The organism is Pseudomonas sp. 10B238 (assembly GCF_000970615.1).
Classification (GTDB): Bacteria; Pseudomonadota; Gammaproteobacteria; order Pseudomonadales; family Pseudomonadaceae; genus Stutzerimonas.
Window position 1 is genome coordinate 44,790 of the sequence record NZ_KQ033939.1, and the last position, 13,721, is coordinate 58,510.

Consider the following 13,721-nt stretch of genomic DNA (forward strand, 5'->3'; position numbering starts at 1 on the left):
TCAGTTAAGGTCACCAGCACGCTTCCAGCGACATCGGGTTCTGAATACCTGTCTGATTGAGCGTCTGGTTGTTGGCGTGGTCAATCTGAAAATCGCCGCAGAGGTCTCCAGCCATGCTTCCAGCACGGGTAGCCCTCAAAACGTAGGTTGAGCGAGTCGGAGTTCCTTCCGCAGCTATGGTGTAATTTGCGCTTCCGCTTTGCGGGGATTGGGTAGGGAATACTGCAGCCAGCCCAGAATCATCTGCGTTCAGATACGTGCTGTTTAGCGAGTAGTGCCGCTCAAGCGCTTGCGCTGCTTCAAGGAGCGTGGCCTTGACCTCTGCGCGCTTTCCTTTACGCAAATATTCCTGATATGCCGGCAAGGCAATCGCAGCGAGGATACCCATGATGGCAATCACAATCATAAGTTCGATGAGGGTAAACCCGAATTGCCTAGTAGCGCGGTGACGTGCTCCTGTCATTGCAACTGTCTCCAAGATTGTCGACCAGTGGCGGCCGTGCCTGCATCTTCCAACGTCACGCCAATGTTGCCGCTGGAGCCGGAGGTGTATTTGTACTCGACTTCGCCACCCGAAATAATCCCTGGGTTGCGGATCAGCTCCTCAAAGCCCTTGCCGCCGACGCTGCCTTGATTTTCGCCATCATCACCCCACTCGGCGAAATCGTCGTCATTTATCACGCCGTCGTTGTTCACATCGAACACCGAGCCTTCGAGGCGACCACCGGACATTGCGTCGACCTCCATCAGCCAACTGTTTCCTCCATAGGCGCACGCGTCGCCGGAGGGAACACTGGTGGCGAAGATGATTTTGCCACCGCGCAATGTTGCGGCAGACGTGACCCGCTCGCCGTCTCCCGTGGTCCCGGTGGGGTACACCAGATTCAAATACCAACCTTGCTTGCGGCTGCCGCCATTAGTGCCGTATTCAAACGTGGAGTCAGACATGACACGCACCGCAAAATGAGCAGCTGAACCAGAGCGGGTGGTGGCCGACGAGGACTCGTAGACAATCGTCTGCTGCTGCAAATCGCTAAGTGCCACGAGCTGGGTCTTTCTGTTCATGTTGACCGAGGTGTGCACATCGTGGTCCCACACACCGTAGAACGACTGGACCGGCGGTTCGTCCCCGACGATCCGGTCGGTGTCGCCCAGGTAGCGGCCCGTGCCGAAATAGAGCATCACACCACCGCTGGGGTGATTGCCGGCGACGAGTCGGGTGGTGATCGGCTGACTGGCCTGAGTTGTAAAGATCGGTTTGCCGGACAGCCCAGCCGCCCACGAGGCCTGAGTTGATCCGTTGAGGTCGAATCGCCAGACGTTCCCCTTCATGTCACCCGCGTAAACGTAATCCGTAATTCCATCGGCATTCAGGTCGGCCGGAAACACCACCGACAAGCCGTTGTCCCCGGCTACGCCGATGGGGATTCGTTTGAGCAGCTCACCGGAATTAAGGTCGACGATGAACAGAGCAGCCTGGCCACTCTGGCTGTTATAGCCATTGCCGAAGATGGCGACCCATTTGTCATTAGCGGCGAGACGAGCGATGGTCGGCTGGGTGATGCCCTGCCCAACCTCTACACTGTCCGCTTCCGGAGTATCGGCATTCGGAAACTCCCACAAGACCTTGTTCGGCCCGAAACTATCAGGATCGGTTACATCCAGGGCGAACACCGAACGCCCGCCAGCTCCCAGGCTGCCCAACAGCACGGTGGCCCAGCCGGCAGCGCTTCCGGTGCCAAGGTAGGCATCCACCACCCGTGCCGAACCATCCACATAGTAGCGATGCTGGTAGGCGGGATTGGCTAACTGGCTGAGCCCGTTGGCAAGGGCGCCAGGTATATAAGCAAGAATTTCCTGCCCCGGGCTCGCGCTGCCGCAGCCTCCTGCGCAGAATCCATGCAACATGCCGTCGTTGGCGCCTGCATAGACCATCGCCTTGCGACTGATGCCAGATTTGAAGGTGCGATAGGGGTTACTGTCGGCCGCCGGCCGCTCCGGCTCACCGATTGGCAGGCGGCTGAAACCGTAGTCTTGATTGCCAACGAATACCGGGTCTGAGTTGACGATGTCACCCAGCAGGCCGGAAGGACGGTCACGGAAGCTGCCGCCGTTGCGCTCCTCTCCCGCGGTGTCGCCACGCAGATAGTTGATCAATGCCTCACTACCCACCGCGGTCTGATAAGTCTCGCTAAGCTCGCCCCACTCGAACTCTACAGCCTCTTCGGCGGCGTGGTCCCAGGTCGCGATCGTCCGGTCGTTTTCGGCCGGAATCAGCTCGGAGGCTTCCCAGGCGGTCGAGCCAATAGACCCATTGGCGTTGACGTTGAGCGCACGCAGCTCACCGGACCAGAACTCGCTATTGAAGCGCGCCTGGAAAATCTGGGTTCCGGTATCCAATCGCGTAGAGTTGGTCGCAACCGCCGAAGCCGAAGATGTCTGGATGAGGATATTGTTGAAGGCGCTGGTCAGTTGATCACGCAAGCCTAGCGCGTTGGTAACCAGGTAATAGTTGTCTGGATCGGGATCGGACTCACCGGCGGCGGCACTCGTCCACTCCTCGCGCAGGTCCGGAATGCCGTTGCCGTTACGGTCCTTGAAACCACCCCACTTGGCCGCGTACCACAGCGGGCCCTTGAGGAGCGAGGCCGTGCTGGCGCCACTCGAGGTATTGACTGTGAAAGTGCGAGTCGCCTGCAAAGGCAGCTCGTCCGCACCCCGCGGATCCGATGGCGTTGCACGGCTCGGAGGTGTATCCAGCGTATAGGCAGCGCTGACGTCGTTGGCAGCGGGAGTGTCCTCGTCCCGAACTTCGAGATAGACCCCATCCGCGGTCGTACCTGAAATGACGTACCCCATATGCTGCACCACGCTACCGGCCGCGTACTCGGAGGTCAGCTCCAGCCGTAACTGGCTGTCACCGATCACTTCGTACTCATAGCGCACGATCGCATCCATATCGTGGTCGTTGCCCTGTTCGACGTCCTCGAAGTTGATGCGGAAGGTACCGCTGCGTCCATCCTCGGCGATGTCCTCGACATAGAAATCAACAATGGTATTGGTCGGGTAATACGCACTGTATGGCGTCGACCCACTGCCAACGGACTTGCCGAAAGGTACCAGCGTGATGAAGTGGTCGCCTACAGGAATACGGAACTGCGGAAGGGGGGAGGCAAGTGCCACAACATAACTGCTCAACTTCTGGTCGCCTGTGGCAGCGCTGAGGTCGTTGCGCAAACCGTAATAAGCCAGGCCGGCTGAGTAGTAGCCGCCCATCTTGGTCGGTTCGGCCGGAGCGAGGCCTCGAATATTGCCGAACGAAGTCACGGTTTTTGCCGTTGGAGCGCCGTCGCTGACCGCAGCCGACTGGCCAATGAAATGCTGGCGGCTGAAACCCGAGCCAAACTCACCGTTCCAGATCGTTTGCCCCTCGTTCGCCACATTGAGTGACGACAGGCGTGAAGGAGACGCTGTCAGGCCATCACCGAACGCCGTGCCGGGCAGGTCATCGGTGTCATAGGAGGGATTAATGTCGCTGATTATCGTCTGGACCGGCGCAGCGCAGCTATACGCGCCCTGGCCGACATAGGGGTTGTCCCAGGTCGCCAACGGCAGCTCGAGCCCGGTTTCGTAACTGTTGGAGCTGACATTGCTCGAAAAAGCCGATGTCGCCGAACTCGCCCCAGCAAAATAGCGCAGGGTTTCGTACATCATTTCGGCGACCGGATTGCCCCACATGTTGCATTCATTGTTGCTGATAGCCCGGTTGGTGATCAGGCCACACCCGCCGCTGTTGCCGTTGGAGCCATGCTGGGATCCGTTGTAGCCCATGAACCCCAAGCGATTAATGGTTTCAATGACGCCAACGACGCGATCGTCAAACACACCCGTTTCAGGGTCAAGCTCGTCGCTGATGTCACCGACCGTGCGCCGCAGTACGCCACCTCTAAGGTTGTTGCGATAACTTCCGGTAAGCAGGCCGAATTTCATCCGAGCCACCGAGGTTTCGTCAGCGGCTGAGCCGAACTCCTGTAAGAGGCCTTCCGGCTTGTGGGTGACGTGGCTTATGCCGTCATCAACACGTGTGTAGCTTTGGCAGTTGTCTTCCAGCAGGCCGGTCGCGCAGACCTGAACCCGTATAACATAGTCCGGATCGTCTCGGGTGGAAGCCGGTACGCTACGGCCATAGGCCCAGAGCTTGAGGTCTTCGAACCAAGATGCCGGCACCACCTCCCAGGCCGCTCCGTTCCACCAACCAAGGCTATAGCTATCGCCACCGCCAACCTCCTCATGGCGATACTCGATATTGTGAGCACCGGCCGTCAGCGTGATGGAGCCAGCATGATCGGCAAAGTTGCCCGTACCGTGGCCACCATACCAACCAACGACCAACTGGCCATCAATCAGCACCTCGACTGCATCGTCACCGTTGACGGCGAACTGGTAGAGTCCGCTGATTGGTACCTTGATAGTACCCTTTAACACGGACACATAATTGTCAGCATTTCCTGCGGTAGTCCCGCTGTCGGCAAGCGCTCCCGCTCCGTTTGCTGTCTTGTTGATACGGGTCCGGGCAACACCGTCAATGAGTACATTGCCCTCCATCCGTTTGATCAGATCCGCAAATTCAAGGCTGGAACTTGGATGGTTGGTATCTACCCCGGCGCCATACACACAGGTCGGCCCGCTACTACCATGCTCGCAACGATCACCGGCCACCGGGGCTTCGATGGAAACCCACTCCCAGATTCGGAATCGTGAGTTGCGCAGCACGCGCAACAGGGGGTCATTGCCGCTGGTTGCAGGTGAAGCCCCGATGGTCACGTTAGCGAAAAGATGACGCGTACCAGCCTGAGGGACGGCCAGCGGCGTGTAATTCGAGATGTCATACCCATCGACCGCGACGCTGGTGTACTCCTTTCCCCAACTATGCCCGTCTTGCGGAATCGCGCTGCGTTCGAGCACGGTCACGCCTGCACCAGCGCCCGTGTGAGTATCAACGACGCGCTTGCCGCCATAAAGCACCTTACGGAGCGCATCGATGCGGGACATGGTCGCGTAATTGAGGAAGTTACCACTCCAATTACCGCTGCAACTGCCATCGAACCGGCTGTTGCTCGTGGCGCCAACCGGCTCGAAACGGGTATCGCCTTCGACGTATTGGTAACACTTGGCCGAGTCGAAATAGCCGTAGTAGTCAATGTCGTCCGGCTTAAACCGGGTATCGAGCAAACCATCACCGTCAAGGTCCGAAGCGTCGTTATAGGCCTCGTAATACAGCGTGTGGTCACGCCCCATCACCAGCATGTTCAGTGGCGGCACCGCTGCATTGATAAAAAGTGGTGTCTGGGCGATATCGATCGCGGCTTGTACCGAACCGCTAACGACTGTGAGCGCAGCTATGAACACGCCAACACGAACTTTACTTTTGCTGGTTACCGGCATTTTTCGCTCCCTGCCAAGCCGTTATCTACGGTAGGTTGATTGCAACACGACGCGAGCGTCGGGGCTGGCCCCGTAGCCACGGCTGGTCACTCGATAGGAAGAGATGGACTCCTCCGGTTCATCCGCGCCCAGGCCGAACATACCTGTCTGGGTGACTTCCTCGATGATGTACTGGGGCTGGCTGTCGACACCGGCAAGGGTGTCGGCCGGCAAAGCGAGCCAGTTGGTGCTGCCGCTCATGGCCCAATCCGGCACGGAGACACTACCGGCCGTAAACAAACCACTGGCATTGGTCTCGAAGGGCCCGACCACGGCACCCTGCAGGTAACGCTCGGCCGTCCGCAGCCCGGCCTCCGCCGCCTGGAAGGCGACTTCGCGGTCGCGGTTGTTACCCGCCATCCGCTCCTGAAGGATCGAATCTTGGATCGAACTGATGCCGATCATGGTTAGCAACAGAAGAAACACGAGGCTGACCAGCAGGGCCGAACCACGCTGAGATTTCGATACACGCATGATTGATCCGACCATGACTAGGGAACCCGGTTGCGCACGGTGACCACGGAGCTGAACACCTGCCTGAGGAATCCATCCGCGGCAACCGCGCTGCCGTTATAGGTGAGAATCTGGCTTGCCTCGCCAGACGCGGGAGCAACGTTCTCCTCGGTGCTGCGCATCAGCAGATTCATCCGGATGCTGACCACGCGCGACCAGTCGGCGACTTCATCGGCGGGCCTGTATTCGTTGGCAGCCCGATTGCCGGAGGTGTCGACACCGTATTCGAGCTGCATATCCTCGACCCCCTCGATGAGCTCCTGCACTTCGGTAGTCGCTCCGCTCCCTGCACGCATCGTCTCTACGTAAAGAGACGGAATGGCGGTGCCATTTGGCGTCGTACGGCCTGTATTGCGAACGAAGAAGACGCTGTATTCGAATGCCAGCACCTCCGCCTCTTCACCGTACGGCTTACTCAGCCGGTTATCTATGTTTATGTTGTTTGCATGTGCGATATTGATTGTCGAACCGCCGCCATTTGAAACAGTAGTGGCTCGAAAAAGATCGGCAGTCGTGCAGTCGGTGATAAACAGCGCATCGCCGGCATCGAAACCGGGCGCATTGTTGGTCACGTGAATTTGCGCGTTGTCGGCACTCATGTTGCCGGTCAGCGTCACGCCGGTACTGGCCGCACGCCGGATCTCAATCACATCGGTTCCAACCTTGGCGCCCCAGCCATTGACGGCGGCAACCGCATCGTGCCCTTCAATTACGGCCTCCTGGCTAATGTCGAAGTCGAACCCAGCCGGCACATCGGCCGGGTCGATAATGTCATTCACGGTGATGCTGCCCAGATTGCCGCATCCCATATACCCAGCCATACGGATATCGTTCGCCATGTAGCCCACAGCGAATCGGCCGTTCTCCTGTACGCGGGCCATCGCCTCCTGCATCCGATACGTTGTGCGACTAGTGAGGAATACCTGCATTACGGCGGCGCTGATGATCAGGCCCAGCGCAAGGGCAATCAGCAGCTCTATCAGGCCAATGCCTCGCGAACGGTGAAAGGTAGGTCCACTCATAGCTGCGTCTCGAATACGAACTGCTGGGTTTCGCTTTCGCCGATGCGTCCTTCGCTCCACTGCACCGTAATCGAGATCACGTTGCCGCTGCGCTCGATGGACCCGGACCCGGCCGGAAGCTGGGTACCCAGCGCGGCTTTCCACTGCCGCAGATCAGTTGCAGTGATGTTCGCGCCCGCCGGAGCGGCGTCATCGAGGTCCGTGTCGTAGGAGCCACCCCGGGCGTCCGCTCGGTTGGCACGCAGGCGGTCCGACATGTCGTAGGCTAAAAATGTCGCCTGGGTGCGAACTGCCGCCGTCTGATTGAACTTCATCGAATTGAGCTGCAGCGCAGCCATGCCCAGAATACCGATGCCCAGCACCAGCATCGAGACAAGCACTTCGATCAGGCTGAAGCCAGCAGCTCGCCGATGCAATCCCTTACTAGTCGTCATCGTCACAATCCTTGCGAGCGGTGGACACGCGCCCTATATGGTTGATCTGCATATCCCTTGCGAGCGGGCAAAAGTTGTCGCCCATGCTGAACGCAAACAGGAGGCCCTGTCCTGGCGGTACGCCCTGCTGCAATCCTTGCGCGGTAAAGCGAAACTGTTCGGAGGCGCTGCCCGGCGTGACGACACCGCCGACAGTTGTGTAGCTTTTGCCCTCAAGGGAAACGCCATTTCCAGCCAGCGGGCCGAACGCGCGAATCAGCTCGGCTGCCGCATAAATGCCATTACTGTCGGCGTCGTGCCAGACACGCCAACCAGCCTCCCAGTTATCACCGTCAGTCAACGCGGTTACATAAACGTTGCCGCCGCGCTTGATGGCCTCGCTACGGGCAAGCGCCACCGTTCGGGTGATTTCGGAACTCTGGCTCTGGGCCCGGTAGGATCGCAGCAGATCAGTGAAACCCGGAACAGCAATGCCTAACGCAATTCCTAAAATTGCGATCGCGATCATCAATTCGAGCAGCGTAAATCCTCTCAAGAACTTCATTCCGATATCCTTCATCGACGGCTTAAGCCTAACCGCCGCCGATCAGCATGACACTCGCAAGGAGACGAGATGGCCTCTCGGGGCGATGGTTGGCAGCTTAGCGGGCCGGCGACATGAATAATTGAGAACAAAATCACACGGCAGAAAGCCATATGAAACAACAGGGGTACACGCTTATTGAGTGCATGGTGGCGCTCGTCATTATTTCCGTTGTCCTCGGCCTGGCTGTGCCGAGCTTCGACCAGATGCTGCATAAACAGGCTCTTGATGCGGCCCGGATGAAATTAGTGAGCGCAATAAAGATGACCCGGCAGGAAGCGGTCTATCGCAACCGCGCAGTAACGCTGTTACAACGCAACGGTGACTGGTCCAATGGCTGGACCGCGATGGTCGACCTTGATGGCAACGGTACGCTTGACACCTCGGACATTGTCATCCGCCAGCAGGCCGGGCCGGAGGGGGACATTACCCTTAGTGGAAATACGCCAGTTAGCAACTACATCCGCTATATGCCCGACGGCACCGCCCGACTATATAGCGGCGCCTTTCAAGCTGGAACCCTGACGCTTTGTCACGCGACTGGAAACTCGCAGGGCATAAAGCTGGTGCTAAGCAGCGGCGGCCGGCTGCGGCAGGAGCTGACGAACTGCCGCTAAGAAAAAGCGCCAGCTCGGTCACACTGCCTTTAACCGCAACTCTTTAGGCATCGAGAACGTCACGTTCTCCGGCCGGCCATCCAGCTCATCCATGCCCGTAGCGCCCCACTCGCGGAGCCGCTCGATCACGCCAAGCACCAGCACTTCTGGCGCTGAAGCGCCGGCGGTGATACCGATCCGATCGACGTTCTCAAACCATTCGCGCCTGAGATCTTCCGCGCCGTCGATGAGATAAGCCGGCGTGCTCATCCGCTCCGCCAGCTCGCGCAAACGATTGGAGTTCGAACTGTTCGGGCTGCCCACGACCAATACCAAGTCGCACTCAGCCGCGAGCTGCTTGACCGCATCCTGACGATTCTGGGTGGCGTAGCAGATGTCATCTTTACGCGGGCCACCGATACTCGGGAAGCGTGTGCGCAAAGCGTCGATTACACGGCTGGTGTCGTCCATCGACAGAGTTGTTTGGGTGACGAACGCCAGGGCTTCCGGGTTGCGTACTTGCAATTCAGCAACATCCTTTTCGTCTTCCACCAGATAGATCGAGCCGCCATTGGCCGTATCGTACTGCCCCATGGTGCCTTCTACTTCCGGGTGGCCTGCATGGCCGATAAGGATGCATTCGCGCCCTTCCCGGCTGTACTTGGTCACTTCCAAATGGACCTTGGTCACCAATGGGCAAGTAGCGTCAAATATCTTGAGGCCGCGCCGTTCGCCTTCCATCCGCACGGCCTGGGACACGCCATGAGCGCTGAAGATGACGATGAAGCCGTCCGGCACCTGGTCCAGCTCATCGACGAAGATAGCGCCACGCTCGCGCAGGTCCTCCACCACAAACTTGTTATGCACGACTTCGTGGCGCACGTAGATCGGCGGCCCGAACACCTCAAGCGCACGGTTAACGATTTCAATGGCGCGGTCGACACCGGCACAAAAGCCACGCGGATTGGCGAGTTTGATTTGCATGTGGGTTCTCGACGCTCGGGGCGGGTGAGTTGTGGAGTGTACTGCTTGGTCAGGAGCAAGAAGCGAAACCGGTACCAGCACGCGGGCGGTGGTTAACACGCCTAACCAAGGACTTTGGTCTGCAGAGCAGCTTGATTAGCCAGCCGATACTCAGACCGGCTTAACCTCGAATATTTCCACGTCGAATGTCAGCGATTTGCCGGCCAGCGGATGGTTGAAGTCCACGGTTACCTGACGATCATCGAAAGCTTTGACGATCCCCGGCAGCTCCGTCTTGGCTGCATCGTTGAAAATCACCAATAGCCCTTCGGACAGCTCCATGCCTTCGAACTGATTGCGCGGCATGGTTTGCACGTTCTGCGGGTTGTGCTGGCCGAAGCCCTGTTCCGGGGCAATCTGAAAGGTGCGCTTGTCACCCGCCTTGAGCCCGAACAACTGCTGTTCAAAACCGGGAAGCAGGTTACCGTCGCCCACTTTAAAGGTAGCCGGCTGTTTATCGAAGGTCGTGTCGACCTGCTCGCCGTTTTCCATACTGAGCGCGAAATGTAGGGTCACCTGCATGTCCGGCCCGATGCGCTGTTCAGTCATTTACCGTTTCTCCCGTTTTACTGCTACGGAACATATCCAGCGCCAGCATCACAGCGCCAATGGTGATAGCGCTGTCGGCGATATTGAATGCCGGGAAGTACCAGCGGTTCTGCCAATGCACCAAGATGAAATCGACGACATGTCCAAGTACGACTCGATCGTAAAGATTGCCTACGGCGCCCCCCAGGACCAGCGCCAAGGCTACGGCAAGCCAGGTCTCGCCGGTTTTCAAACGCTTCATCCAGACCACCAGCACGGCGCTGACGCCGATGGCGATCAATGCGAATAGCCAACGCTGCCAGCCGGAATGATCGGCGAGAAAGCTGAAAGCAGCGCCCGTGTTGTAGGCCAGCGTCCAAGCGAAATAGTCAGGGATCACTTCGACCTTCTGATACAGGCTGAAGTTGGCCTCGAAGTAGTGCTTGGTAGCTTGATCCAGTGCAATCACCAGCACGCTTAGCCCGAGCCAGGCGAGCTTGCCAAAGCGGGCGGTCATGCTGCTGCCCTCGAAGAAAGATGCCGGTGGGCTGAAGCCCACCCTACGGGGCTAAAGTAGCTCTGCCGCTGTCCTGTTACAGAGCATTCGTTGCGAGGGCGCGCCTCGCGCAAGTGCAGCCCAGCCCATCCTACGACAATCATCAAGCCGCGATCCTCAGCAAGCTGGCCCGTGCAGACGGGTGCGCGGTCACGCATAGTGGCGAACCTCGCCTGCGCCTTCGATGTTCTCAACGCAGCGACCGCAGATCTCCGGATGCGCCGGGTGGGTACCGACGTCGGGCAGGTGATGCCAGCAGCGACCACACTTGGCATGGCCAGTCTTGCTGATCTGCAGCTTCAGCCCCGGTAGTTCGCTTTGCACGGCTTCGGCCGGTGCGTCGGCTAGAGGCGCCACGTTCACTGCAGAGGTGATGAGGACGAAGCGCAGTTCACCGCCCAGTTTCGCCAGGTCGGAAACCAGCGCGTCTTCGGCGTACAAGGTGACCTCGGCCTGTAGATTGCCACCGATGGTCTTCGCGGCCCGCTGGGCTTCCAGCTCCTTGTTCACCGCCGCTTTGACGGCCATGACCTTTTCCCAGAACTCGCGACCCAGTTCGACGCTGGCAGGCAGCTCAGCGAGCCCCTCGTACCAGGTGTTGAGCATCACCGATTCGTTGCGCTCGCCCGGCAAATACTGCCAGATTTCATCAGCCGTAAACGACAGAATCGGCGCGATCCAGCGCACCAGTGCTTCTGCAATGTGGTAAAGCGCGGTCTGGCAGGAGCGGCGCGGCAGGCTGTCGGCACCGGTGGTGTACTGACGATCCTTGATGATGTCGAGGTAGAAGCCGCCCAGCTCCTGTACGCAGAAGTTATGCACTTTCTGGTAGACGTTCCAGAACTTGTAGGTGCCATAGGCCTCTTCGATTTCCCGCTGCAGCAGCAAGGCACGATCGATAGCCCAGCGGTCGAGGGCGATCAGTTGGTCGGCCGGAACCTGATGCTGCGCCGGATCGAAACCGTCAAGGTTGGAGAGCAGGAAGCGCGCAGTGTTACGGATACGGCGATAGGAGTCTGCGCTGCGCTGCAGGATCACCTTGGAGACAGCCATTTCACCGGAGTAATCGGTCGAGGCCACCCAGAGACGGAGGATGTCTGCGCCCAGACTGTCAGTGACTTCTTGAGGCGCAACGACGTTACCCAGCGACTTGGACATCTTGCGGCCGTTCTCGTCGACCACGAAACCATGCGTCAGCAACCCTTTGTACGGTGCGTGCCCGTCGATAGCCGAGCCGGTTAGCAACGAGGAGTGGAACCATCCACGGTGCTGGTCGGAGCCTTCCAGATACAGATCCGCGCGAGGGCCGCTCTCGTGGCCCATAGGATGCGAACCGCGCATCACATGCCAATGGGTAGTGCCGGAATCGAACCAGACGTCCAGGGTGTCGCTGATCTTCTCGTACTGCGCTGCTTCGTCGCCCAGCAGCTCGGCGGCATCCAGCTTCGACCAAGCCTCGATGCCTCCCTGCTCGACGCGTTGCGCGACGGCTTCCATCAGCTCCACGGTTCGCGGATGCAGCTCGCCGCTTTCCTTGTGCAGGAAGAACGGGATCGGCACGCCCCATGTCCGTTGACGGGAGATACACCAGTCCGGACGGCCGGCGATCATGCCGTGCAACCGCGCCTGGCCCCAGGCCGGAACAAACTCAGTCTGCTCAATGGCATCCAACGCGCGACGACGCAGCGAGCTGCCGTCATGCGCCACTTTATCCATGCCAACGAACCACTGCGCCGTCGCACGGTAGATCAGCGGCGTCTTGTGCCGCCAGCAATGCATATAGCTGTGCTGGATCGACTCGTGCTTGAGCAGCGCGCCGACTTCTTCCAGCTTCTCGACGATGGCCGGGTTGGCCTTCCAGATGAACTGCCCGCCAAAGAATGGCAGGTCCGATACGTATACGCCGTGGCTCTGAACGGGGCTGAGAATGTCATCATTCTCCATGCCGTAATGCTTGCAGGAGCGGAAGTCGTCTTCACCGTAAGCAGGTGCCGAATGGACGATACCGGTTCCTGCACCGGTTTCTACGTAATCGGCCAGATAGACCGGCGCGAAGCGCTCATAGAATGGGTGGCGGAAGCGGATGAGCTCCAGTTCGCTGCCCTGGCAGCGTGCGATGACCTGACCCTGCAGGTCATAGCGCTGCAGACAGGACTCAACCAACTCTTCGGCGAGAACGAGCAGCTTGTCGCCGGTATCGACCAAGGCATAGACGAAGTCGGGATGTACGTTGAGCGCCTGGTTCGCCGGGATGGTCCAAGGCGTGGTGGTCCAGATCACGATGCTGGTCGGTTTGGCCAGTGCTCCGACACCAAACGCAGCCGCCAGCTTATCCGCGTCCTCCACCTGGAAGGCTACGTCGATGGCATCGGACTTCTTGTCCTGGTATTCGACTTCCGCCTCGGCCAGCGCCGAACCGCAATCAAAGCACCAGTTCACCGGCTTCAGGCCCTTGAAGACGAATCCACCTTCGACCATTTTCGCCAGCGCGCGGATTTCCCCGGCTTCGTTCGCAAAGTCCATGGTGCGGTAGGGATTGTCCCACTCGCCCAGTACGCCGAGGCGGATGAAGTCAGCCTTCTGCCCTTCGATCTGCTCGGCCGCGTAGGCACGGCAGCGCTCGCGCGTCAGGTCGGCCGGCTGGTTCTTGCCGTAGGTGATCTCAACCTTGTGCTCGATGGGCAAACCATGACAGTCCCATCCCGGCACGTAGGGCGCGTCGAAACCGGCCAGGGTCTTGGAGCGAACAATGAAGTCCTTGATGACCTTGTTTACCGCGTGGCCGATGTGAATGCTGCCGTTTGCATACGGAGGGCCATCATGCAGGACGAACTTCGGGCGACCCTCGCCAATCTGCCGCAGCTTCCCGTACAGGTCGATGCTGTTCCAGCGCTGCAGGGTCTCCGGCTCGCGCTGTGGCAGACCGGCCTTCATCGGAAACGCCGTGGACGGCAGATTGAGGGTCGCTTTGTAATCGGTCAT

At 59.1% G+C, this 13,721-nt stretch carries 11 protein-coding genes and 1 pseudogene; 1 reads left to right on the forward strand and 11 read right to left on the reverse strand.

The window, feature by feature from the left end; all coding sequences use genetic code 11:
* Window positions 1-10: 10 nt before the first annotated feature.
* The 7 genes and pseudogenes from RT21_RS18410 to RT21_RS18435 all read right to left on the reverse strand — a co-directional run bounded on the left by RT21_RS18410 (window position 11) and on the right by RT21_RS18435 (window position 8,012).
* A complete protein-coding gene (locus RT21_RS18410; protein WP_046163874.1) occupies window positions 11-463 on the reverse strand; it encodes a type IV pilin protein in 453 nt (150 codons plus the stop codon).
* On the reverse strand, window positions 460-5,445 hold the full coding sequence (locus RT21_RS18415) for a PilC/PilY family type IV pilus protein (RefSeq protein ID WP_046163875.1): 4,986 nt from the start codon (window positions 5,443-5,445) through the stop codon (window positions 460-462). Before RT21_RS18415 ends, RT21_RS18410 begins: the two co-directional genes overlap by 4 nt.
* Before the next feature lie 21 nt (window positions 5,446-5,466).
* Window positions 5,467-5,958 carry a pilus assembly PilX family protein gene (locus tag RT21_RS18420; protein ID WP_052724767.1) on the reverse strand — a complete coding sequence of 164 codons (492 nt, stop codon included), beginning with the start codon at window positions 5,956-5,958 and terminating at the stop codon, window positions 5,467-5,469.
* Window positions 5,959-5,975: 17 nt separating this feature from the next.
* A complete protein-coding gene (locus tag RT21_RS18425; protein ID WP_177327106.1) occupies window positions 5,976-6,878 on the reverse strand; it encodes a PilW family protein in 903 nt (300 codons plus the stop codon).
* Between the two features lie 57 nt (window positions 6,879-6,935).
* A pseudogene (locus tag RT21_RS24475) lies at window positions 6,936-7,019 on the reverse strand (prepilin-type N-terminal cleavage/methylation domain-containing protein); the annotation flags it as partial.
* Window positions 7,016-7,453, reverse strand: coding sequence for a type IV pilus modification protein PilV (pilV, locus tag RT21_RS18430; protein ID WP_046163878.1), 438 nt, complete (start codon window positions 7,451-7,453; stop codon window positions 7,016-7,018). The gene pilV and the pseudogene RT21_RS24475, both read right to left, overlap by 4 nt.
* The gene (locus RT21_RS18435) at window positions 7,443-8,012 is read right to left on the reverse strand and encodes a GspH/FimT family pseudopilin (RefSeq protein WP_082082183.1); all 570 of its coding nucleotides are present in this window, start codon (window positions 8,010-8,012) and stop codon (window positions 7,443-7,445) included. Before RT21_RS18435 ends, pilV begins: the two co-directional genes overlap by 11 nt.
* A 137-nt stretch (window positions 8,013-8,149) precedes the next feature.
* Between RT21_RS18435 and RT21_RS18440 the strand changes: the two genes are divergently transcribed.
* Entirely contained in the window at window positions 8,150-8,653 is a 504-nt protein-coding gene (locus RT21_RS18440; RefSeq protein WP_046163880.1) for a GspH/FimT family pseudopilin, read from the forward strand.
* Window positions 8,654-8,671: 18 nt separating this feature from the next.
* Here the strand turns inward: RT21_RS18440 and ispH are convergent, their stop codons facing one another.
* The 4 genes from ispH to ileS all read right to left on the reverse strand — a co-directional run bounded on the left by ispH (window position 8,672) and on the right by ileS (window position 13,721).
* A complete protein-coding gene (gene ispH, locus RT21_RS18445; RefSeq protein WP_046163881.1) occupies window positions 8,672-9,616 on the reverse strand; it encodes a 4-hydroxy-3-methylbut-2-enyl diphosphate reductase in 945 nt (314 codons plus the stop codon).
* Between the two features lie 150 nt (window positions 9,617-9,766).
* Window positions 9,767-10,204 carry an FKBP-type peptidyl-prolyl cis-trans isomerase gene (gene fkpB, locus RT21_RS18450; RefSeq protein ID WP_045430300.1) on the reverse strand — a complete coding sequence of 146 codons (438 nt, stop codon included), beginning with the start codon at window positions 10,202-10,204 and terminating at the stop codon, window positions 9,767-9,769.
* Window positions 10,197-10,700 carry a signal peptidase II gene (gene lspA / locus RT21_RS18455; protein ID WP_046163964.1) on the reverse strand — a complete coding sequence of 168 codons (504 nt, stop codon included), beginning with the start codon at window positions 10,698-10,700 and terminating at the stop codon, window positions 10,197-10,199. Before lspA ends, fkpB begins: the two co-directional genes overlap by 8 nt.
* A gap of 189 nt (window positions 10,701-10,889) precedes the next feature.
* Complete coding sequence (ileS, locus tag RT21_RS18460; protein ID WP_046163882.1) at window positions 10,890-13,721, reverse strand: isoleucine--tRNA ligase; 2,832 nt, start codon at window positions 13,719-13,721, stop codon at window positions 10,890-10,892.